At 68.3% G+C, this 19,828-nt stretch carries 22 protein-coding genes and 1 tRNA gene; 9 read left to right on the top strand and 14 right to left on the bottom strand.

Annotated features, from left to right (window positions below; all coding sequences use genetic code 11):
* Positions 1-217: 217 nt before the first annotated feature.
* The 7 genes from NNZ72_RS16145 to NNZ72_RS16115 all read left to right on the top strand — a co-directional run bounded on the left by NNZ72_RS16145 (position 218) and on the right by NNZ72_RS16115 (position 5,600).
* Positions 218-631, top strand: a complete 414-nt coding sequence (locus NNZ72_RS16145) for a pilus assembly protein N-terminal domain-containing protein (protein WP_257316416.1) — start codon at positions 218-220, stop codon at positions 629-631.
* A 101-nt stretch (positions 632-732) separates the two neighbouring features.
* Positions 733-1,359 carry a TadE/TadG family type IV pilus assembly protein gene (locus NNZ72_RS16140; RefSeq protein ID WP_371747773.1) on the top strand — a complete coding sequence of 209 codons (627 nt, stop codon included), beginning with the start codon at positions 733-735 and terminating at the stop codon, positions 1,357-1,359.
* Complete coding sequence (locus NNZ72_RS16135; RefSeq protein WP_257316414.1) at positions 1,359-1,952, top strand: TadE/TadG family type IV pilus assembly protein; 594 nt, start codon at positions 1,359-1,361, stop codon at positions 1,950-1,952. Before NNZ72_RS16140 ends, NNZ72_RS16135 begins: the two co-directional genes overlap by 1 nt.
* 106 nt (positions 1,953-2,058) lie before the next feature.
* Positions 2,059-3,288, top strand: a complete 1,230-nt coding sequence (locus NNZ72_RS16130; RefSeq protein ID WP_257316412.1) for a phosphopentomutase — start codon at positions 2,059-2,061, stop codon at positions 3,286-3,288.
* A complete protein-coding gene (locus NNZ72_RS16125) occupies positions 3,285-4,253 on the top strand; it encodes an adenosine deaminase (protein ID WP_257316411.1) in 969 nt (322 codons plus the stop codon). Before NNZ72_RS16130 ends, NNZ72_RS16125 begins: the two co-directional genes overlap by 4 nt.
* 69 nt (positions 4,254-4,322) lie before the next feature.
* The gene (gene upp, locus NNZ72_RS16120; RefSeq protein ID WP_257316410.1) at positions 4,323-4,952 is read left to right on the top strand and encodes a uracil phosphoribosyltransferase; all 630 of its coding nucleotides are present in this window, start codon (positions 4,323-4,325) and stop codon (positions 4,950-4,952) included.
* Positions 4,953-5,069: 117 nt separating this feature from the next.
* The gene (locus NNZ72_RS16115; RefSeq protein WP_257316409.1) at positions 5,070-5,600 is read left to right on the top strand and encodes a TIGR02281 family clan AA aspartic protease; all 531 of its coding nucleotides are present in this window, start codon (positions 5,070-5,072) and stop codon (positions 5,598-5,600) included.
* On the opposite strand, the gene deoA is transcribed toward NNZ72_RS16115, so the two are convergent.
* The 7 genes from deoA to NNZ72_RS16080 are packed head-to-tail and all read right to left on the bottom strand — an operon-like array spanning position 5,590 to position 12,501.
* Positions 5,590-6,903 carry a thymidine phosphorylase gene (gene deoA, locus NNZ72_RS16110; protein WP_257316408.1) on the bottom strand — a complete coding sequence of 438 codons (1,314 nt, stop codon included), beginning with the start codon at positions 6,901-6,903 and terminating at the stop codon, positions 5,590-5,592. The two genes, NNZ72_RS16115 and deoA, sit on opposite strands and share 11 nt — an antisense overlap.
* A gap of 1 nt (position 6,904) precedes the next feature.
* The gene (gene deoC / locus NNZ72_RS16105) at positions 6,905-7,666 is read right to left on the bottom strand and encodes a deoxyribose-phosphate aldolase (RefSeq protein WP_257316407.1); all 762 of its coding nucleotides are present in this window, start codon (positions 7,664-7,666) and stop codon (positions 6,905-6,907) included.
* Positions 7,659-8,471, bottom strand: coding sequence for a purine-nucleoside phosphorylase (locus NNZ72_RS16100; protein ID WP_257316406.1), 813 nt, complete (start codon positions 8,469-8,471; stop codon positions 7,659-7,661). Before NNZ72_RS16100 ends, deoC begins: the two co-directional genes overlap by 8 nt.
* Positions 8,468-8,860, bottom strand: coding sequence for a cytidine deaminase (locus tag NNZ72_RS16095; RefSeq protein ID WP_257316405.1), 393 nt, complete (start codon positions 8,858-8,860; stop codon positions 8,468-8,470). The genes NNZ72_RS16100 and NNZ72_RS16095 overlap by 4 nt, the downstream gene beginning before the upstream one ends.
* Before the next feature lie 2 nt (positions 8,861-8,862).
* Positions 8,863-9,834 carry an ABC transporter permease gene (locus NNZ72_RS16090; RefSeq protein ID WP_257316404.1) on the bottom strand — a complete coding sequence of 324 codons (972 nt, stop codon included), beginning with the start codon at positions 9,832-9,834 and terminating at the stop codon, positions 8,863-8,865.
* A 4-nt stretch (positions 9,835-9,838) separates the two neighbouring features.
* Positions 9,839-10,969: an ABC transporter permease gene (locus NNZ72_RS16085; RefSeq protein ID WP_257316403.1), complete on the bottom strand. Its 1,131-nt coding sequence runs from the start codon at positions 10,967-10,969 to the stop codon at positions 9,839-9,841.
* Entirely contained in the window at positions 10,966-12,501 is a 1,536-nt protein-coding gene (locus tag NNZ72_RS16080) for an ABC transporter ATP-binding protein (protein WP_257316402.1), read from the bottom strand. The genes NNZ72_RS16085 and NNZ72_RS16080 overlap by 4 nt, the downstream gene beginning before the upstream one ends.
* Positions 12,502-12,647: 146 nt before the next feature.
* Here NNZ72_RS16080 and NNZ72_RS16075 point away from each other — a divergent pair, with 146 nt between their 5' ends.
* Positions 12,648-12,878, top strand: coding sequence for a SlyX family protein (locus NNZ72_RS16075; RefSeq protein ID WP_257316401.1), 231 nt, complete (start codon positions 12,648-12,650; stop codon positions 12,876-12,878).
* Between the two features lie 157 nt (positions 12,879-13,035).
* Here NNZ72_RS16075 and NNZ72_RS16070 read toward each other — a convergent pair whose 3' ends face one another.
* From NNZ72_RS16070 to NNZ72_RS16060, 3 genes are all read right to left on the bottom strand, one after another.
* Positions 13,036-14,028, bottom strand: a complete 993-nt coding sequence (locus NNZ72_RS16070) for a BMP family lipoprotein (RefSeq protein ID WP_257316400.1) — start codon at positions 14,026-14,028, stop codon at positions 13,036-13,038.
* Between the two features lie 233 nt (positions 14,029-14,261).
* Positions 14,262-14,912 carry a peptide-methionine (S)-S-oxide reductase MsrA gene (msrA, locus tag NNZ72_RS16065; RefSeq protein ID WP_257316399.1) on the bottom strand — a complete coding sequence of 217 codons (651 nt, stop codon included), beginning with the start codon at positions 14,910-14,912 and terminating at the stop codon, positions 14,262-14,264.
* A 43-nt stretch (positions 14,913-14,955) separates the two neighbouring features.
* The gene (locus NNZ72_RS16060) at positions 14,956-15,273 is read right to left on the bottom strand and encodes a hypothetical protein (RefSeq protein ID WP_371747772.1); all 318 of its coding nucleotides are present in this window, start codon (positions 15,271-15,273) and stop codon (positions 14,956-14,958) included.
* 222 nt (positions 15,274-15,495) lie between these two features.
* Between NNZ72_RS16060 and NNZ72_RS16055 the strand changes: the two genes are divergently transcribed.
* A tRNA-Ser gene (locus NNZ72_RS16055) sits at positions 15,496-15,585 on the top strand.
* Between the two features lie 295 nt (positions 15,586-15,880).
* Here NNZ72_RS16055 and guaA read toward each other — a convergent pair.
* The 4 genes from guaA to NNZ72_RS16035 form a co-directional block, all read right to left on the bottom strand.
* Entirely contained in the window at positions 15,881-17,443 is a 1,563-nt protein-coding gene (gene guaA / locus NNZ72_RS16050) for a glutamine-hydrolyzing GMP synthase (protein WP_257316397.1), read from the bottom strand.
* Between the two features lie 53 nt (positions 17,444-17,496).
* The gene (locus NNZ72_RS16045; protein ID WP_257316396.1) at positions 17,497-18,141 is read right to left on the bottom strand and encodes a 5'-methylthioadenosine/S-adenosylhomocysteine nucleosidase; all 645 of its coding nucleotides are present in this window, start codon (positions 18,139-18,141) and stop codon (positions 17,497-17,499) included.
* Positions 18,138-18,587 (bottom strand): PaaI family thioesterase, encoded by a 450-nt coding sequence (locus NNZ72_RS16040; protein WP_257316395.1) that lies wholly within the window; start codon positions 18,585-18,587, stop codon positions 18,138-18,140. The genes NNZ72_RS16045 and NNZ72_RS16040 overlap by 4 nt, the downstream gene beginning before the upstream one ends.
* A gap of 105 nt (positions 18,588-18,692) precedes the next feature.
* Positions 18,693-19,742, bottom strand: a complete 1,050-nt coding sequence (locus tag NNZ72_RS16035) for a DUF1513 domain-containing protein (RefSeq protein ID WP_257316462.1) — start codon at positions 19,740-19,742, stop codon at positions 18,693-18,695.
* Between the last annotated feature and the right edge of the window lie 86 nt (positions 19,743-19,828).

Raw genomic sequence — 19,828 nt, 5'->3', positions numbered from 1 at the left:
AAGTCGGTTAACGAACCCTCAATAACCGCCGACAGGATGTATGGTAAACGAAGGCTTACGCGCACGCGCATAGGAATAATGTGGCCGATCCGCCGGTCGCGGCCGATTCCGGACCGCGGCCGGCCGCCGCACCCCCTCAGTTTCCGTCGCGCGCTTAAGGCTTCGTTCACCATTCGCGGCGATGCTTCGGTTATTCCTATCCTCGGGGTGAATGCTAATGGGACACGACAGGATCTCCGCAATCGGCGTCGCGAAGCGCGTGGCGGTTGCAGCCGTGGCGATTGCCGCGGCCGGGGTCGCGGCCGCAGACGAGCCCATGATGCGCGTCTACATGGACCACGCCCGCGTGCTGCGCCTCGACCGGCCGGTGAGCAAGGTGATCATCGGCAACGCCGAGGTCGCCGACGCGACGGTCGCCGACGCCCAGACCATCGTGCTGACGGGCCGCAGCTTCGGCACGACCAATCTCGTGCTGCTCGATGCCGACGGCAACGCCATCGTCGACGAGCGCATCCTCGTGTCGATCGACGAGGGCAACACCGTCCGCGTCTTCCGCCAGACCGACCGTTCGGTGCTCTCCTGCACGCCGAACTGCGAGGAACACGCCACGCGCAGCGCCTCCGGCGGCTGATACCCGTGCGAATCCGGGAAACCGCTCAAATGCGGGCTCCTTCGCAAACGAAATATAAAGGGTCTGCCTCCTAAGCTCCGTGCAGAGTTTCTGGGACACGGATCGCGACGATGCCCGATCATGACGACAAGGCACGCAAACGGCCGGTGAAGGGCCTTCTCCGACGCCTGCTTTCGCGGCGCGACGGCGCCGCCGCCATCGAATTCACGATCCTGAGCCTCCCCTTCTTCGCGATCGTCTTCGCCTCGGTCGAGACCTTCATCGCCTTTTCGGCCGAGCAGCTGCTCGCCAACGCCACCGACGTCATGGCGCGCAAGATCCGCACCGGCGAGATCACCTACAATCTCGGCAAGTCGACCGACATGGACGAGAAGCAGTTCCGGGCGGCCTTCTGCAAGGAGATCGCCATCCTGATGCCCTGCTCGGCAGATGAGATCACCACGCCGAGCAAGCTCTATCTCGACGTGCGCACCTTCGCGAAGTTCTCCGACATCCCGACCTCCATCCCGCGCGTGAGCACCGCCCAGTACGCCGATCTCGATCCGAGCTCCTTCAGGTTCGCTCCCGGCGGCAAGAAGACGATCAACATCGTGCGCGCCTACTACCGCTGGAACATCGTGACGGACCTCGTGCGTCCCTACATCACCAATATCCGCCCGGCCGACGGCTCGAAGCAGACCTATCTGATGGTCTCCACCGCCGTGATCCAGAACGAGGACTATCCGTGATGCGCGCCGACCCTTCGAGACCCGAGACCGGCGGCGGGGTGCTGCGCCGCCTCAGGCGCATCGTCGAGGACCGCCGCGGCGCGGGCGCGGTGGAATTCGCGATCGTCGCGCCGCTGCTCATCATGGGCTATGTCGGCGCCTTCGAGGTCTCGGTCGCCATGACCGTGGCGCGCAAGGTCAATCGCGCCTCGAGCACCGTCTCCGACCTGCTCACCCAGACGCAGTCGGTCAACAAGGCGACGCTCGACACGATGAAGGACGTGACGAACAACATCCTCGCGCCCTTCACCGCCGCAAGCTACTCGCTGAAGATCACCGGCATCACGGTCGCCGCCGACGGCAAGGCGACGGTCGCCTGGTCGCGCGACGAGAAGGCCGGCACGCCCTATACGAAGGGAACGACCGTCACGCTTCCCTCCGACATGGACGCCAAGAGCACCTTCATCGTGCGCACCGAATTTTCCGTGCCGCACACGATCCTCCTGATGATGCCGGGCCTCAAGGACACCAAGCTCAACACGCTGATGCTCGGCAAGACGAGCTATTTCCGCCAGCGCGTCGGCGAGAAGGTCGATTGCTCCGACTGCCCTTGAGGGGCGAAACCGCGCCGATTTCGCTTGAACGGCGGCCGAAGGCCGTGTCATTTCAGGCGAATCGTCCCTCCGGTGGTCCCCGGAGGCGGACCCGCGGGAGGTAGCCATGGCCCGAGCCTTTCTCTTCGTTCTCGATTCCTTCGGCATCGGCGGCGGGCCGGATGCCGCCGCCTTCGGCGACCTCGGCGCCGACACGCTCGGCCATATCGCCGAATTCTGCGCGGCGGGCGCGGCCGACCGGCCGGGGCTTCGCGCCGGGCCGCTCAGGCTGCCCAACATGTCGGCGCTCGGCCTGCTGCATGCCGCCCGTGCCGCGACGGGGCGCTTCCCGCCGGGAATGGACGTGCCGCAGCGCGTCTTCGGCGTGCACGGGGCGGCAAGCGAGGTGTCGCGCGGCAAGGACACGCCCTCCGGCCACTGGGAGATCGCCGGCACGCCGGTGACGTTCGACTGGGGCTATTTCCCCGACGAGGGCGACGCCTTCGAGCCGGAGCTGGTGGAGGCGATCTGTGCTGCGACGGGCGTTCCCGGCATCCTCGGCAACTGCCACGCCTCGGGCACCGAGATCATCGACCGCCTCGGCGCCGAGCACATCCGCACCGGCAGGCCGATCTGCTACACCTCGTCGGACTCCGTCTTCCAGGTCGCCGCGCACGAAAGCCATTTCGGCCTCGACCGGCTGTTCGCCTTCTGCGAGACGGTGCGCGCCATCCTCGACGAACGGCCGGGCGGGCGGATCGGCCGCGTCATCGCCCGTCCCTTCGTCGGCGAGACGCCCCGGGACTTCAGGCGCACCGGCAACCGCCGCGACTATTCCGTGCCGCCGCCCGAGCCGACGCTGCTCGACCGGCTGACGGCGGCGGGCCGCACGGTGCATGCCGTCGGCAAGATCGGCGACATCTTCGCCCACCAGGGCATCGGCCGGCTCGTCAAGGCGAGCGGCAACGCCGCCCTCTTCGACGCCACGCTCAAGGTGATGGACGAGGCGGCCGACGGCGATCTCGTCTTCACCAATTTCGTCGATTTCGACATGCTCTACGGCCACCGCCGCGACGTCCCCGGCTATGCGGCGGCGCTGGAGGCCTTCGACCGGCGCCTGCCGGAGGTCGACCGCAAGCTGAAGCCCGGCGACATCGTCATCCTCACCGCCGACCACGGCTGCGACCCGACCTGGCGCGGCACCGACCACACGCGCGAGCGCGTGCCGATCATGAGCTTCGGTCCGGGCATCCGCTCGCGCATGCTGGAGACGCGGAAGACCTTCGCCGACATCGGCGAGAGCGTCGCCGCCCATCTCGGCATCCCGCCGGGCCCGCACGGACGGAGTTTCCTGTGACCGCATCCCTGCCGAAGGCCGAGCTCCACTGCCACATCGAGGGCGCGACGCCGCCGGCGCTGGCGCTGTCCCAGGCGCATCGCTACGGCGTCGACACGTCCGCCTTCATCCGCGACGGCGCCTATGTCTGGCACGACTTCACGAGCTTCGTCGCGGCCTACGACGCCACCGCCAATCTCTTCCGCACCGAGGAGGACTATGCTCTCCTCGCCGAAACCTATCTCGGCGGGATCGCCGCGGCCGGCGCGATCTACGGCGAGCTGATCGTCTCGCCCGACCAGGGCGAGGCCGTCGGTATCGGCGCGGACGCCTATGTCCGCGGCCTTGCCGAGGGTGCTGCCCGGGCGAAGGCGAGGAGCGGCATCGAGACGCGCTTCATCGTCGTCGGCATCCGCCATTTCGGGCCCGAACGGGTGGTGAAGGCGGCCGAATACGCCGCGCGAAAACCGCATCCGCTGATCACCGGCTTCAACCTCGCCGGCGAGGAGCGGATGCACCGCGTCGCCGATTTTTCCCGCGCCTTCGATATCGCCCGCGACGCCGGGCTCGGCATCACCATCCATGCCGGCGAGCTTTCCGGCGCCTTCAGCGTGCGCGACGCGCTCGATCATGTGCGCCCCTCCCGCATCAGCCACGGCGTGCGGGCGATCGAGGACGCCGACCTCGTCCGCAGGCTTGCCGGCGAGGGCGTGGTGCTGGAGGTCTGCCCGGGCTCGAATATCGCGCTCGGCGTCTTCCCGGATTTCGCAAGCCATCCGCTCAGGACGCTCTGGCAGGCCGGCGTGCGCGTCACGCTCAATTCGGACGACCCGCCCTTCTTCCACACCTCGCTCGCCCGCGAATATGAAGTGGCCGCGACGGAGATGGGCTTTTCCGGGGCCGAGCTTGTCGCCATGACCCGCACGGCGATCGAGGCGGCCTTCGTCGACGCGCCGACGCGCGAAAAGCTTCTCGCCCGGCTTTGAGGGCGCCTCTTGCGGGGCCTTGCGGTTCCGTGGAAAAAGGAGCGTTCACACGTTTCCGGAAGGTTGGCCATGGACGGCGTCACAGTCATCGATCACCCGCTCGTGCAGCACAAGCTGACGATCATGCGCAAGAAGGAGACCTCGACAGGCAGCTTCCGCCGCCTGCTGCGCGAGATCTCGACGCTGCTCTGCTACGAGGTCACGCGCGACCTGGAGCTGACCACCGCCCGCATCGAGACGCCGCTGGAGGAGATTGACGCGCCGATCCTCGAGGGCAAGAAGCTGGTCTTCGCCTCGATCCTGCGCGCCGGCAACGGCCTGCTCGAAGGCATGCTGGAACTGGTGCCGTCGGCCCGCGTCTCGCATATCGGCGTCTACCGCGACCACGAGACGCTGGAAGCGGTCGAGTATTTCTTCAAGGCGCCCGACAGCATCGACGAGCGGCTGGTGATCGTCGTCGACCCGATGCTGGCGACCGGCAATTCCTCGATCGCCGCCATCGACACGCTGAAGAAGCGCGGGGCCAAGAACATCCGCTTCCTCTGCCTGCTCGCCGCCCCCGAGGGCATCCGCCATTTCCGCGAGGCGCATCCGGACGTGCACGTCTACACCGCCTCGATCGACCGGCAGCTCAACGAGAAGGGCTACATCGTGCCGGGCCTCGGCGATGCGGGCGACCGCATGTACGGCACCAAATAGATTCCGTTAACCATAGCGGTCGAACGTCGTGGAGAAGGGGTGCCGCAGGGCGCCCCTTTTGCCGTCCGTTAGCGGAGCCTGTGCTATTGCGGGACGGATTTCCGCGGAGACTGTCCCATGTTCGTACGAAGCCTCGTCCTCGTCGCCGGTTCCGTGCTTGCCGCCGCCGCCTTCGTCCCGGGCGTGGCGTCGCGCTATCTCGCCCCGCCCGCCGCGACGGCGACCATCCCCGTCGAGAAGGCCGCCGTCGAGACGGGCCACGGTGCGGCCCGCTACACCGGCAACCGCAGCGCCGTCATCGCCGCCGGCCCCGACGGCCATTTCACCGGCACCTTCGTCATCAACGGCCGCAAGCAGCGCGGCATGGTCGATACCGGCGCGAGCATGGTGGCGATCAACGTCTCGACCGCCCGCGACCTCGGCCTCGACCGGCTCAACTTCCGCTACGCCGTCGACACCGCGAACGGCAAGGCGCGCGCCGCCTATGTGAAGCTCGACCGTATCGAGATCGGCCCGGTTCGCCTTGAGAACGTCGGCGCGATGGTGCTGGACGACAAGGCGCTCTCCGGGACGCTGATCGGCATGAGTTTCCTCAAGGGCCTCTCCTCCTACCGCGTCGAGGACGGCAAGCTGCACCTCACGCGCTGATGCGCGTCAGGATGTCGGGCCGGTTGGCCGGCGGCTCCGGCGCGATACGGTAGAGCGCGGCAAGGCGCGCGGCGGCTGCCTGCGCAGCGTCGTCGCTTGCGGCGTGGACGCGGCCGATCTCCGCGCCCTTCTCCACCTTCGTTCCGAGCGGAAGCAGCCGGTCGAGGCCGACGCGGTGGTCGATCGTCTGGTCCGGCCGCGTGCGCCCGCCGCCGAGCTCGATCACCGCGAGGCCGACGCCGCGGGTGTCGCAGGCGGAAAGATAGCCGGATTCCGTCGCGGTCACGGGGCGGATGACGGGCGCCTTCGCCAGATACGCCTCGGGCCGCTCCAGAAGATCCGCCGGCCCGCCGAGCGTCGCCACCATGCGGGCGAAGACCTCCGCCGCCTCGCCGCTCGCAAGCGCCTGGCGCGCCTTCGCTTCGGCCGCGGTGTGATCCGTCTCCAGCCCGGAGAGGACCAGCATCTCGGCGGCCAGCGCGATGACGAGGGTTTCGAGCCGCGTGCCGGCCTTCCCGCCCTTCAGGAAGGCGATGCAGTTCGCCACCTCGACGGCGTTGCCGGCGGCGTCCGCCAGCGGCTCGTTCATGTCGGTGATGAGCGCCGATGTCTTCACGCCCGCGCCGTTCGCCACCTCGACCAGCGATCGGGCGAGTGTGACGGCCTCGCCCGGGTCCGTCATGAAGGCGCCGTTGCCGACCTTCACGTCGAGCGCCAGCGAGGAGAGCCCTGCGGCGAGCTTCTTGGAGAGGATCGAGGCGGTGATCAGCGGCACGGATTCGACCGTCGCCGTCACGTCGCGGATCGCGTAGATGCGCCGGTCGGCGGGGGCGAGCTCCGCCGTCTGGCCGATGACGGCGCAGCCGACGTTCTTCACCACCCGGCGGAACAGCGCCTCGGAGGGCGCGGTCGTGTAGCCGGGGATCGAATCCAGCTTGTCGAGCGTGCCGCCGGTGTGCCCGAGGCCGCGGCCGGAGATCATCGGCACGGCGAGCCCGCAGGCCGCGGCGACGGGCGCCAGCATCAGCGAGACGTTGTCGCCGACGCCGCCGGTCGAATGCTTGTCGGCGACCGGGCGGTCGAGCTCGGGCCAGGCGAGCACCTCGCCGGAATCGCGCATCGCCCGCGTCAGCGCCACGGTCTCGTCGCGGCCCATGCCGTTGAACCAGACGGCCATGGCGAAGGCGGCGACCTGTCCCTCGGAGACGCTGCCGTCGGTCACGCCGGCGACGAAGGCGGCGATCTCCTCCGGCGAAAGCGCCAGCCGGTCGCGCTTGCGGCGGATCGTCTCCTGCGGGAGCATGTCAGTAGCCCGCCGGCTTTGCCGGCGCGGCCTGTCCGCCGAGCACGGCGAGGATGTCGCCGAGCAGGCCCGACGCGCCGAAGCGGAAGGTTTTCGGGCTCGCCCAGTCGGCCCCGAGGATGTTCGCGGCGAGCGCGAGATAGAGGCCGGCGTCGGCGACCGTGCGCACGCCGCCCGCCGGCTTGAAGCCGACCGGCTTGCCGCTTTCCTTGATGGCCGTCAGCATGATCTCGGCCGCCTCGGGCGTGGCGTTGACGGCGACCTTGCCGGTCGAGGTCTTGATGAAATCGCCGCCGGCGGCGATCGCGAGATCCGAGGCGCGGCGGATCAGCGCCGGGTCCTTGATCTCGCCGGTCTCCAGGATGGTCTTGAGGCGGACGGGCGCGGGGCAGGCGGCCTTCACGGCCGTCACCATGTCGGTCACGGCGGCCTCGTTTCCGGCGAGGAAGGCGCGGTAGGGGACGACGAGGTCGATCTCGTCGGCCCCGTCGGTAATCGCCTGCCGCGTCTCGGCCACGACGTCGGCGACGGGGAGGTCGCCCGAGGGGAAGTTGACGACGGTGGCGATCCTGACGGCATGGCCCTCGCCGAGGATGCCGCGCGCCTGCGCGACGAAGCGCGGCCAGATGCAGATGGCGGCGGTCGGGCCGAAGGGCGTCTGCGCCTGCCTGCAGAGCGTCTCGATGGCGGCGGCGTCGCAGCCGTCGGAAAGGTCGGTGAGGTCGAGCAGGGAAAGCGCCTTGCGGGCCGTTGTCTCACGCATCGTCGTCGTCTCCGCCCGCGATCATCTCGGCGAGGATGGCGGCGAGCCGCCTGCCGCCGATCGGGGCCATGTCCTTGGTTTCCTCGTGGCTGAGCTCGCCGCCCGTCATGCCGGCGCCGAAATTGGTGATGACCGAGGCGGCGGCGACCTTCAGCCCGTGGTAGCGGGCGATCAGCACCTCCGGCACGGTCGACATGCCGACGGCGTCGGCGCCGAGGATGCGCGCCATGCGGATCTCCGCCGGCGTCTCGAAGCTCGGGCCGGAGAACCACATGTAGACGCCGCTCGACAGCGGGATGCCGAGTTTCTGCGCGGCCGCCTCCATGCGGGCGGCGAGCCCCGCGTCATAGGCGTTCGTCATGCCGACGAAGCGCTCGTCGCCGTCGAGGCCGATCAGCGGGTTGGTGCCGGAGAAGTTGATGTGGTCGGAGATGCGCATCACCGAGCCGGGGGGCAGGTCTTCCCGCAGGGAGCCGGCCGAGTTGGTGAGGATCAGCGAGGTGACGCCAAGGCCCTTCAGCACCTCGATCGGCGCCTTCATCGCGTTGGCGTCGCCGCGCTCGTAATAGTGCACGCGGCCGGAGAGCATGATCACCGGCACCGCGCCGAGGCGGCCGATCACCAGCTCGCCGGCATGGCCGGTGACGGCGCTGACCGGAAAGCTCGGCAGGTCGGCATAGGGGATGCGCACGGGATCGCTGACGGCCTCCACCAGCGAGCCGAGGCCGGAGCCGAGCACGATGCCGTGGCGCGGCAGCATGCCGTCGAGGCGGGAGACGAGGAGGTCGGTGGTGGCAGCGGTCATCCGAGAAGGTCCGTCTTGAAGCTATGGGGCAGGAGGTCGGAGAGCGCGACGGTCTGCTTCACGCCGGTCTCGTCGCAGAGGTAGATCGGCGTCGCGGCGGTGGCGAATTCGGCGATCTTCTGCCGGCAGCCGCCGCAGGGCGGGCAGAGCGGCAGCTTTTCGGCGATCACCGCCATCTCGACGATTTTTTTCGCCCCGCCCATGATCATCTGGCTTATCGCCGTCGGCTCGGCGCACCAGCCCTGCGGATAGGAGATGTTCTCGATATTGGCGCCGGTGTAGATCCTGCCGTCCTCGGCGCGGATGGCCGCACCCACCGGGAACCTGGAATAGGGCGCATGCGCGAAGGCCATCGCCGCGCGCGCCGCCTCGAAGAGGTCACGGGACATTTTCAGCGCTCCTTCACATAGGGCACGCCGCCGGCCTTCGGCGGGATCGCCTTGCCGATGAAGCCGGCGAGCAGGATCACCGTCAGGATATAGGGCAGCGCCTGCATCAGCTGCACCGGCACCTTGCCGATCAGCGGGAAGGCGAAGCTCTGGTAGCGGATGGCGAAGGCGTCGAGGAAGCCGAAGAGCAGGCAGGCGAACAGGATGTTGGTCGGCCGCCACTTGGCGAAGATGAGCGCCGCGAGCGCGATATAGCCCTTGCCGGCCGTCATGCCCTTCGTGAAGCCGGCATTCGCGGCAAGCGAGAGATAGGCCCCGGCGATGCCGCAGAGGATGCCGCAGCAGATGACGGCGCGGTAGCGCAGCCAGATCACCGAGATGCCCGCCGTGTCGACCGCGCCGGGATTCTCGCCGACGGCGCGCAGCCGAAGGCCGAAGCGGGTGCGGTAGAGCACCCACCAGCTTGCCGGCACCATCAGGAAGGCGAGGTAGGTGAGGAGCGAATGGCCGGAGAGCAGGCCGGAATAGAGGGGGCCGAGGACCGGCACCTCGCGCAGGCTGTCGGCGAAGGGCAGGGTGATCGTGCCGAAGCGGCCGTCCGCGGAGAGCGCCGGCGTGCGCCCGCCCTGGCGGAACCAGGCCTCGCCGAGGATGACGGTGGAGCCGGCGACGACGAAGTTGATGGCCACCCCCGAGACGATCTGGCTGCCGCGCTGGGTGATCGAGGCATAGCCGTGCACGAGCGAGAGCAGCACCGAGACGAGCACGGCGGCGAGAAGCCCCATGGCGACGGATTGCGTGACATAGGCGACGCACCCGGCGGCGAACGCCCCGCCCAGCATCTTGCCCTCCAGCCCGATGTCGAAGACGCCGGCGCGTTCGGTGAAGAGGCCGGCAAGGGCTGCGAGGATCAGCGGCGTCGAGACGCGGACGGTGGACTGGGCGAGCTCGATGAAGACCTGGAAGACATCCATGGGCTCAGGCTCCCTTCGTCACGGTGGCGCGCGTCGCGGGCGTAAGCCCGAGGACGAGCCGGGTGATCGCCGGGCGGAACATGTGCTCCAGCGCCCCGGCGAACAGGATGACGAGGCCCTGGATGATGACGATCATGTCGCGCGAGATCGACGGCATCTCGAAGGCGATCTCGGCCCCGCCCTGGTAGAGCATGCCGAAGAGCAGCGCCGCCGGGATGATGCCCGCCGGATGCGAGCGTCCCATCAGCGCCACGGCGATGCCGACGAAGCCCGCGCCCTGCACGAAATCGAGCTGCATGCGGAACTGCTCGCCCATGATCGGGTTCAGCGCCATCATGCCGGCGAGCCCGCCGGAGATCATCATGGTGACGACGATGATCCGCGCCTCCTTGATCCCCGCATAGCGCGCGGCGGCGGGGCTGTGTCCCATCGTGCGCATCTCGTAGCCGAGCTTCGTGCGCCAGATCAGCACCCAGACGCCGAAGGCGGCGACGAGCGCCAGCAGGAAGGAGATGTTGAAGGGTGCGGAGCCGACGGAGAGGCCGAAGATCGACATCAGCCAGTCGAGCTTGGGAAGCTGGCCGCCGGCATCGAAGGTGCGGGTTTCCAGCGACATCGAGCCGAGCGGCTTGAACACCCGGTTCAAGAGGTAGTTCATCAGGCTCGCGGCGATGAAGTTGAACATGATCGTCGTGATGACGATGTGGCTGCCGCGTTTCGCCTGCAGCCAGCCGGGGATCAGCGCCCAGAGCGCGCCGAACAGCGAGGCGCCGACGATGGCGATCGGGAAGACGAGGTACCAGGGCAGCGTGCGGTCGAAGGCGAGGCAGGCGAGCGCCACGCCGATGCCGCCGACATAGGCCTGGCCCTCGCCGCCGATGTTGAACAGGCCGCAATGGAAGGCGACGGCGACGGCGAGGCCGGTGAAGATGAAGGTCGTCGTGTAGTAGAGCGTGAAGCCGATGTACTCGCCGCGGCCGAAGGCGCCGTTGACCATGTGGTAGGCGGCCTCCAGCGGGCTCTCGCCGACGATCAGCACGACGAGGCCGGAGATCAGGAAGGCGACGGCGAGGTTGACGAGCGGGATCAGGCCGTATTCCGCCCAGCCCGGCAGTTTTGCGTAAGGGACACTCATTCGGCGGCCTCCTTGCGGCCTTCGACGCCGGCCATCAGCAGGCCGAGCTCGCCCTCGCTCGCGTCCGGCGTGCGCTCGCCGACGACGCGTCCGGCGAACATGACGAGGATGCGGTCGGAGAGCGCGCGGATCTCGTCGAGCTCGACCGAGACGAGCAGCACGGCCTTGCCCTGGTCGCGCATGCCGATGATGCGCTTGTGGATGAATTCGATGGCGCCGACGTCGACGCCGCGCGTCGGCTGGCCGATGATCAGCACCTGCGGGTCGCGCTCCATCTCGCGGGCGAGCACGATCTTCTGCTGGTTGCCGCCGGAGAAATTGGCGGTCTTCAGCCGGGCGTTCGGCGGGCGGATGTCGTAAGCCGCGATCTTCTCCTCCGCGTCGGCGCGGATGGCGTCGATGTCGAGAAGGAAGCCGTTGCGGTATTTCGGATCGTCGTGATAGCCGAGGATGGCGTTCTCGCTCTCCTCGAACGGCAACACGAGGCCGACATGGTGGCGGTCCTCCGGCACATGGGCGAGGCCGCGCTTGCGCAGCTCCGCCGGGTCCGCGTGGCCGGTGACGTCGACCGGCCGGCCGGCGAGCGTGACGCTGCCCGAGGCCGCGCGGCGGATGCCGGAGATCGCCTCCATGAGCTCCGACTGGCCGTTGCCGGCGACGCCGGCGATGCCGACGATCTCGCCGGCGCGGATGTCGAAAGAGACGTCGTCGACCATGGTGACGCCGCGGCTGTCGCGCACCGTCAGGTTCTTCACCGAGAGTTTTATGTCGGCGGGCTTCGCCTCGCCCTTCTCGACGCGCAAGAGCACGCGCCGGCCGACCATCAGCTCGGCGAGCTCCTCGACGGAGGTCTCCTTCGTCACGCGCGTCGCCACCATCTCGCCGCGGCGCATGACGGAGACCGCGTCGGTGATCGCCATGATCTCGCGCAGCTTGTGGGTGATGAGGATGACGGTCTTTCCCTCCGCCTTGAGCTGGCCGAGGATGCGGAACAGGTGGTCGGCCTCGGCCGGCGTCAGCACGCCCGTCGGCTCGTCGAGGATGAGGATGTCGGCCTTGCGGTAGAGCGCCTTGAGGATCTCCACCCGCTGCTGCAGGCCGACCGGCAGCTCCTCGATCACCGCGTCGGGATCGACCTCCAGCGCATATTCCTTCTCGAGCCGCTTCAGCTCGGCGCGCGCCTTGGTGATGCCGGCATTGAGGATCTGGCTCTCCTCGGCGCCGAGCATGACGTTCTCCAGCACGGTGAAGTTCTCGACCAGCATGAAATGCTGGTGCACCATGCCGATGCCGGCGGCGATCGCCGCGTTCGGGTCGCGGATGTCGACCTTGCGGCCGTCGATCTCGATTGTGCCGCGGTCGGCCTGGTAGAAGCCGTAGAGGATCGACATCAGCGTCGATTTTCCCGCGCCGTTCTCGCCGATGATGCCGTGGATCGTGCCCTTGCGGACCTTCAGGTTGATGTCGCGATTGGCATGGACGAGGCCGAAGCTCTTGTCGATGCCCTTCAGTTCGATTGCCAGTTCGCTCATGACGACCCGTTCTCGCAGGGTTTGAGGCCGGCGGCCACTCTGCCGTAGTCTTGTTGCATCCGGCCCGCTTGTCCAGCCTGATTGCGGGCGGGCCGGCCCGTCGCTATAGCTCCCAAGACGGCAACCGCAAACGCACGAGGACGGTCATGACCGCTGGAGAAATCCCCGAAGACGACGCCGCCGGGCGGATCGCCCGGCTGGAGGAGCACGTCGCCCATCAGGCCAATGCGATCGAGGAGCTGTCCGACCAGATCGCCGAGCAATGGCGGGTCACGGAGCAGCTCCGCTCGAAGCTCGATCGCCTCACGGAACGGTTTCTTGCGCTGGAAGAGGGGGCCGCCGAGGCCCCGGCCATCACCCGGCCGCCGCATTATTGAAGAAGCCCGGTTGCGGCAAAACCCCCTCATCCGCGTGCCGGCACCTTCTCCCCGGCGGGGAGAAGGGAACTTGCAGTGCCGCCGGTCCTTCCTTCTCCCCGCCGGGGAGAAGGTGGCCCGAAGGGCCGGATGAGGGGGTCTCTTCAACGGCTGCCCGTCAATAGGGGCAAGTCTCGTCCGACATGTAGTCGTGGACCGTCACGGTGCCGGCGATGATGTCGGCCTTGGCCTTCTCGACGGCGGCCTTCATCTCGTCGGTGACAAGCGGCGCGTTGTGCTCGTCCATCGCCACGCCGACGCCGTCCTCCTTGAGGCCGAGCACGTTGATGCCGGGCTTGAAGGTGCCGTCCTTGGCGGTGATGAAGGCGTCGTAGACGGCGACGTCGACCCGCTTGAGCATCGAGGTCAGCACCTTGCCGGGATGCAGGCCGTTCTGGTTGGAATCGACGCCGATGCCGAGCTTGCCGGCATCCGCCGCCGCCTGCAGCACGCCGACGCCGGTGCCGCCGGCCGCGTGGTAGACGACGTCCGAGCCCTGGTCGAACTGCGACTTGGCGATCTCGCCGCCCTTGACGGGGTCGTTCCAGGCGTCCGGCGTCGTGCCGGTATAGGCTTCCAGCACCTTGACGTCCGGGCCGGTCGACTTGGCGCCGCCGATATAGCCGCAGGCGAACTTGTGGATCAGCGGGATGTCCATGCCGCCGACGAAGCTGACGGTCTTCGTCTTGGAGGCGGTCGCCGCCATGATGCCGGCGAGCCACGAGCCTTCCTCTTCCTTGAAGACGACCGAGCGCACGTTCGGCTTGTCGACGACCATGTCGATGATGGCGAACTGGGTGTCGGGATATTCCGCCGCGACCTTCTCGAGCTGCGCGGCCCAGGAGAAGCCGGCCATCACGATCGGGTTGTTGCCGTCGCCGGCGAAGCGGCGCAGCGCCTGCTCGCGCTGGGCGTCGTTGGCGATCTCGAAGTCGCGGTAGTCGATGCCGGTCTCGGCCTTGAACTTTTCCGCCCCGTTGTAGGCCGCCTCGTTGAACGACTTGTCGAACTTTCCGCCCAGATCGTAGATGATCGCCGGCTTGATGTCCGCGGCAAGCGCGCCTGCCGACATGGTAGCCGTGGCAAGAAGAGTGAGAAGGGTTTTCTTCATTGTGCGAGCCCTTGTTCGCTATTGATCTTATCGGGTCCTCCCGCGCGCCTTCGGTGAGGCTTGGCCACGGAGCCACCGACCCGTTCCCTTGGGTCCGGCTGGCGGCATCCTTGCACGGCCCGGGGAAAAATTCACGAGGAATTTTTCAACTGGTAAAAAAACGGGGACCGTCGGAACGGGGGTGGAAACCCTCGTTCCGGCGGTCCGGGAAAATGCCGGAAAACCGTTGTCCGTCAGGCGATTGCGCAGGAAACGCCGGTGCCGCGCAGGCCGCAGTAGCCACCAGGATTCTTGGCGAGATACTGCTGGTGCACGTCCTCGGCGAAATAGAACGGCCCCGCCTCGGCGATCTCGGTCGTGATGCGCCCGCCGTGGCCCGCCGTGTCGAGCGCGGCCTGGAAGCGGTCGCGGATGCGCCGGGCGGTTTCGAGGTCGGCCGCGTCCTGCGCGTAGATCGCCGAGCGGTAGGTCGTGCCGATGTCGTTGCCCTGGCGCATGCCCTGGGTCGGGTCGTGCGCCTCGAAGAAGGTCTTCAGCAGGCTTTCGAGCGGGACGACGGCGGGATCGTAGACCGCAAGCACGACCTCGGCATGGCCGGTGAGCCCGGTCGTCGTCTCCTGGTAGGTCGGGTTCGGCGTGAAGCCGCCGGAATAGCCGGCCGCCGTCACGAAGACGCCGGGGATCTGCCAGAGGAGCCGCTCGGCGCCCCAGAAGCAGCCCATCCCGAGCAGCACCGTCTTGGTGTTCCCGGGATAGGGGCCCTTGAGCGGCCGGCCGTTGACGAAATGGGTGGTGGCGGTCGGGATGGGATGGTCGCGGCCGGGAAGTGCGGCCTCCGGCGCGGGCATGGCGGTCTTCTTGTTGAACATGTCGATCAGGAACATCGTGGCCTCCTCGGCCTGGCCGTGCGAGCGCACGGCGGTTGGATCAGGCCGCAAAACGGCCTGCGACGGACGGACGCCTGTAGGCAAGCATCCAGAAGAACAACGACACGGCGAGCAGCACCGCGAAGGCGGGCTGGGACAGCACCCACATCGCCGCCGGATCCCAGGCATAGGGATGCAGGTTGTGCATGATGCCGTCGGCGACGAGTGCGATCGTGTCGGGGCTCGCCGTGCTCCAGGCGACCGCCAGCGGCGTCAGCACCGGCTCGGAGGCCGAGACCGACTGGATCGCGTCGATCGTGCCCGCCATCACGGCGACGACGAGGGCAACGAGGCTGATCGCCCGAAGGATGAACCGTATCATCGCGCACCCTCCTCGGTGCCGCATTTCTCCGTCAAAGATAGGAAGGTGCCTGCCGGCTTGCAATCCTCTCTTTCCGGCAACAGGACGTGCGTCCTGCCGCAAAAATTCTGTCACAAGGCGGTTGATCCCGCCGCAAACCTCGGTATATATCGCGCCGACCCGCCGGAATGGAAACAGGAAGGCGAGCCGCGCCGGACTGACCATCGGCGACGAGCGGACGGACAGGTGGCCGAGTGGTTGAAGGCGCACGCCTGGAACGCGTGTATAGGGGAAACTCTATCGAGGGTTCGAATCCCTCTCTGTCCGCCACAAAACTTATCTCGATTATCGTTCTATCTTGAGAAATCCGCCGTCAGGCCGCCGTCCTGCATCCTCCTGCGTTGTCGGGCAGGGCCGCTGAAGACAAGGAAGGCTTCCCGGCGTCGAGCGCATGGGCCGGTTCGCCGCCGTCGAAGCGTGAAAGGCTTTGGCTGACCGCTGTTTCGCGCCAGCCCTCCCCAAGCCTGTTCAGGATCCTGGACAAGCGACCGCGCAGGGCTTCAGGACCGGATGGCGATGCAGCTCCCGAAAGGGCGCGGTCCACGGCTTGGGCGGCGCGTCCGGGTCACTCCCACTCGATCGTGCCCGGCGGCTTCGAGGTGACGTCGTAGACGACGCGGTTGATGCCGCGGACCTCGTTGATGATGCGGGTCGCCGCGCGGCCGAGGAAGTTCATGTCGTAGTGGTAGAAGTCCGCCGTCATGCCGTCGACGGAGGTGACGGCGCGCAGCGCGCAGACGAATTCGTAGGTGCGCCCGTCGCCCATGACGCCGACGGTCTGGACGGGCAGCAGCACGGCGAAGGCCTGCCAGATCTTGTCGTAGAGGCCGGCCTTGCGGATCTCGTCGAGATAGATGGCGTCCGCCTCGCGCAGGATCTCCAGCTTCTCGCGGGTAATCCCGCCGGGGCAGCGGATGGCGAGTCCCGGGCCGGGGAAGGGATGGCGGCCGATGAAACTGTCGGGCAGGCCGAGCTCGCGGCCGAGCGCGCGCACCTCGTCCTTGAAGAGCTCGCGCAGCGGCTCCACGAGCTTCATGTTCATGCGCTCGGGCAGGCCGCCGACATTGTGGTGCGACTTGATGGTGACGGAGGGGCCGCCGGTGAAGGAGACGCTCTCGATCACGTCCGGATAGAGCGTGCCCTGGGCGAGGAAATCCGCGCCGCCGAGCTTTTTCGCCTCGTCCTCGAACACCTCGATGAACAGGCGGCCGATGATCTTGCGCTTGGTCTCCGGGTCGGAGACGCCCGTGAGCTCGCCGATGAAGCGGTCGGAGGCGTCCACGTGGATGAGGTGCAGGTTGTAGTGCTCACGGAACATGGCGACGACGTCGGCCGCCTCGTGTCTGCGCATCAGGCCGTGGTCGACGAGGATGCAGGTGAGCTGCGCGCCGACCGCCTCGTGGATGAGGAGGGCCGCGACGGACGAGTCGACGCCGCCGGAAAGCGCGCAGATGACGCGCCTGTCGCCGACCTGCTCGCGGATGGCCTCCACGGCGCGCGCGCGATAGGCCGACATCGACCAGTCGCCGGCAATGCCGGCGATCTTGTGCACGAAGTTGGAAAGCAGCTTCGCGCCGTCCGGCGTGTGCACCACTTCCGGATGGAACATGGTGGTGTAGTAGCGTTTCTCCTCGTTGACGCAGATCGCGAAGGGCGCGTTCTCCGAGACGCCGACGATCTCGAAGCCGTCCGGCGCGACCGTCACGCGGTCGCCGTGGCTCATCCAGACGGGATATTTCCGGCCGACCTCCCAGACGCCCTCGAAGAGCGGGCTCGCCTTGAGGATCTCGACGTCGGCACGGCCGAACTCGCGGGCATGGCCGCCCTCCACCTTGCCGCCGAGCTGGGTGGCGAGCGTCTGCTGGCCGTAGCAGATGGCGAGGATCGGCAGGCCGGAGTCGAACACGACCTGCGGCGCGCGGGGGCTGCCCTGGTCCAGCACCGACGCCGGGCCGCCGGAGAAGATCACCGCCTTCGGCTTCATGCGGTGGAAGGCCTCCTCCGCCGACTGGAAGGGGACGATCTCGCAATAGACGCCGGCTTCGCGCACGCGCCGCCCGATGAGCTGGGTCACCTGGCTGCCGAAATCGATGATGAGGACGCTGTCGGGATGGGCTGTCTGGGTCATGGCGAGCCTTTAATGAATCTGCGGTCCCGGCGCAACCGGGCAATGCCGGATTTTCAGCCGCGGGCGGCGAGCGTCCCGTCCGCGACGGCCGCCTCCAGCCGGTCGACGGCGCCGGCGAGCCGCTCGTCGATCACGTGCAGGTATTCCGTCCAGTCGCCGATATGGGAGAGCTCCGCCTTGCCGTCGGAGATGCCGCGCAGCGCCACGAGCGGGATGGCGAAGGCCTGGCAGGCGCGCAGCGCCGCATAGGTCTCCATGTCCACCATGTCCGCGTCGATTTCCGCATAGGCGGCACCCGAGACGACGTTCGCGCCGGTCGAAAGCCGGGCCGCGGCGATGCCGGGGATGCAAAGTGGCAGCGGCACCTCGGCCGGCAGGTCGAGGAGGGGCGTCGTGCCCTTGGCGAAGCCGAGCGGCGAGGCGTCCATGTCGCGGTAGGAGACGGAGGACGCCTGGTAGACCTCGGTCTGCTCCAGCGTCGCCGATCCCGCCGAGCCGAGCGAGACGACGAGGTCGGGACGATTCCCCTCGGCATACAGCCGGCAGAGCGCCAGCGTCAGCTGCACGGCGGCCTCGACCGGGCCGACACCGGTCATGAGGGGCGCGATGCGGGCCGCAAGATGCGGGCCGTACTCGGCGTCGACCGCCATGACATAGAGCAGGCGGCGTCCGCCGACGGTCCTGACGGCGACGCTCATCCGGCGATCTCCTGCCGGCCGCGGGCGACCATCATCGTGCCGGTCATCGAGGCGATCAGCTTGGCCGGGCCGTCGGAGACGGCATAGGCGCGGCCGTCGGCGACGATGATGGTGGAGCCGGGCTTGGTGACCTCGCCGCGGAAGAGGAAGCGCTCGCCGCGGCCGGGCGACATGAGGTTGACCTTGAACTCGATGGTGAGGATCGAGGCCTCGGCGTCGATCACCGTGTAGGCGGCGTAGGAGCAGGCGGTGTCGAGGGCCGCCGAGATGACGCCGGCATGCAGGAAGCCGTGCTGCTGCGTCAGCTTCTCGTCGAAGGGAAGCTCGATCTCCACCGTGCCGTGCTCGACGCGCGTCAGCTCCGCGCCGATGAGCCGCATGGCGGCCTGCCGCGCGAAGCTGCGGGTGACGCGTTCGGAAAAATCCGGCGGGGGGAAGTCGGTCATGGAGCACACGCGGCTTGCGGGAGAAAGCGAGGACGGCACGTTGGCACGGGCCATGCTGCACCGCAAGCGGCGGCGGCAGACAAGGCGTGGAAAAGCGTCGCGGAATCAGGAGGGGCGGCCGAGCCGCTGGATGTGCTGGTCCCAGGCGACATCCGCGCGGCTCGTCGCGAAGCGCCCTCCATAGGAGGAGACGGCGAAATCCCGTGTCGTCGCGGCGATGCCGGCGGCGTCGGCGACCGTCTCCTCGCGCAGCACCCGGCCGCTTGCCGCATCGAGGATCACCGCGCGCCCGCCTTTCGGCGAGGTGAGGCCGACGAGGCCTTCCCGGCGGTTGACGGCGATGGCGCCGACATAGTTGGCAAGCCCCGTCGTCGTCTCCTCGGGCAGGTCGACGAAATGCAGCGCCTCGCCCCTGGCGAAGCGGCCGACGAGCGGCGGCAGGTCGTTGCGCGGGCCCTCGTACTGGCAGGCGAACCAGATGCGGCCCTTGGCGTCGAGGTCGATGTGGCGGGTGGAGAGCTGCCGCAGTTTCGCCGGCAGGCCATGGCGCTCGATCAGCGCGCCGGTCTTGGCGTCGATCAGCGAAAGCGATGGCTCCATTCGGTCGAGGTTGAGCTTGGTGCGGCCGAAGTCGGGATGGGTCTCGATGCCGCCGTTGGCGGCGATCAGCATGCGTCCGTCGTCGCTAACGGAGAGGTCGTGCGTGCCGATGCCGTAGGTCGGGTACTCGCCGATGCGGCGATAGTCGTCGTAAGCGTCGTAGAGGCCGATCGCGCCGCGGTTGGCGTCGAAATCGTTCTCGCTGGCGTAGAGCAGGCGGCCGTCCGGCGAGAAGCAGCCGTGACCGAAGAAATGCCGGCCCTCGGCGGCGGCGATGGTGACGGGCGCGGTGGCGCGGCCCTGGTCGACGACCAGCGCGAAGGTGCCGGGCCGGCGGGCGAAGGCGACGAGATGGCCGGTCGCGGGCGAGAACGCCATGCCGTGGCTGCGGGCGGGAAGGGCGACGCGGTCGATCACGGTGCCGTCCTCCGTGAGCACCGCGAGGCCGAAGGTGCCGCTGCGGTCCCGGAAGCCGGAGGCGAAGACGGCGTCGGTGCGCGACAGCGCCAGCGCTGCGCCGGGCGTGAGCGCCGCCGCCCAGGCCGCGCCCGCCATGCGCAGGAAGGCGCGGCGGTCGAGGAGGGGGCTTGCCTGCGCAATTCCGGCGAAAGCGCGCAGCGGCTTTTCGCCTGGACTTGCGT

This window comes from Shinella pollutisoli (assembly GCF_024609765.1).
Classification (GTDB): Bacteria; Pseudomonadota; Alphaproteobacteria; order Rhizobiales; family Rhizobiaceae; genus Shinella; species Shinella pollutisoli.
Note: the sequence above shows the minus strand (reverse complement) of the source record. Positions and strands in the feature narration are given on the sequence as shown.

Excerpts from the sequence above, each read along its gene's own strand:
- NNZ72_RS16145 (WP_257316416.1), top strand. The coding sequence starts at position 218 with ATGGGACACGACAGGATCTCCGCAATCGGCGTCGCGAAGCGCGTGGCG.
- NNZ72_RS16135 (WP_257316414.1), top strand. The coding sequence starts at position 1,359 with ATGCGCGCCGACCCTTCGAGACCCGAGACCGGCGGCGGGGTGCTGCGC.
- NNZ72_RS16130 (WP_257316412.1), top strand. The coding sequence starts at position 2,059 with ATGGCCCGAGCCTTTCTCTTCGTTCTCGATTCCTTCGGCATCGGCGGC.
- upp (WP_257316410.1), top strand. The coding sequence starts at position 4,323 with ATGGACGGCGTCACAGTCATCGATCACCCGCTCGTGCAGCACAAGCTG.
- NNZ72_RS16115 (WP_257316409.1), top strand. The coding sequence starts at position 5,070 with ATGTTCGTACGAAGCCTCGTCCTCGTCGCCGGTTCCGTGCTTGCCGCC.
- deoA (WP_257316408.1), bottom strand. The coding sequence starts at position 6,903 with ATGCTCCCGCAGGAGACGATCCGCCGCAAGCGCGACCGGCTGGCGCTT.
- deoC (WP_257316407.1), bottom strand. The coding sequence starts at position 7,666 with ATGCGTGAGACAACGGCCCGCAAGGCGCTTTCCCTGCTCGACCTCACC.
- NNZ72_RS16100 (WP_257316406.1), bottom strand. The coding sequence starts at position 8,471 with ATGACCGCTGCCACCACCGACCTCCTCGTCTCCCGCCTCGACGGCATG.
- NNZ72_RS16095 (WP_257316405.1), bottom strand. The coding sequence starts at position 8,860 with ATGTCCCGTGACCTCTTCGAGGCGGCGCGCGCGGCGATGGCCTTCGCG.
- NNZ72_RS16090 (WP_257316404.1), bottom strand. The coding sequence starts at position 9,834 with ATGGATGTCTTCCAGGTCTTCATCGAGCTCGCCCAGTCCACCGTCCGC.
- NNZ72_RS16085 (WP_257316403.1), bottom strand. The coding sequence starts at position 10,969 with ATGAGTGTCCCTTACGCAAAACTGCCGGGCTGGGCGGAATACGGCCTG.
- NNZ72_RS16080 (WP_257316402.1), bottom strand. The coding sequence starts at position 12,501 with ATGAGCGAACTGGCAATCGAACTGAAGGGCATCGACAAGAGCTTCGGC.
- NNZ72_RS16075 (WP_257316401.1), top strand. The coding sequence starts at position 12,648 with ATGACCGCTGGAGAAATCCCCGAAGACGACGCCGCCGGGCGGATCGCC.
- NNZ72_RS16070 (WP_257316400.1), bottom strand. The coding sequence starts at position 14,028 with ATGAAGAAAACCCTTCTCACTCTTCTTGCCACGGCTACCATGTCGGCA.
- msrA (WP_257316399.1), bottom strand. The coding sequence starts at position 14,912 with ATGTTCCTGATCGACATGTTCAACAAGAAGACCGCCATGCCCGCGCCG.
- guaA (WP_257316397.1), bottom strand. The coding sequence starts at position 17,443 with ATGACCCAGACAGCCCATCCCGACAGCGTCCTCATCATCGATTTCGGC.
- NNZ72_RS16045 (WP_257316396.1), bottom strand. The coding sequence starts at position 18,141 with ATGAGCGTCGCCGTCAGGACCGTCGGCGGACGCCGCCTGCTCTATGTC.
- NNZ72_RS16040 (WP_257316395.1), bottom strand. The coding sequence starts at position 18,587 with ATGACCGACTTCCCCCCGCCGGATTTTTCCGAACGCGTCACCCGCAGC.
- NNZ72_RS16035 (WP_257316462.1), bottom strand. The coding sequence starts at position 19,742 with ATGGCGGGCGCGGCCTGGGCGGCGGCGCTCACGCCCGGCGCAGCGCTG.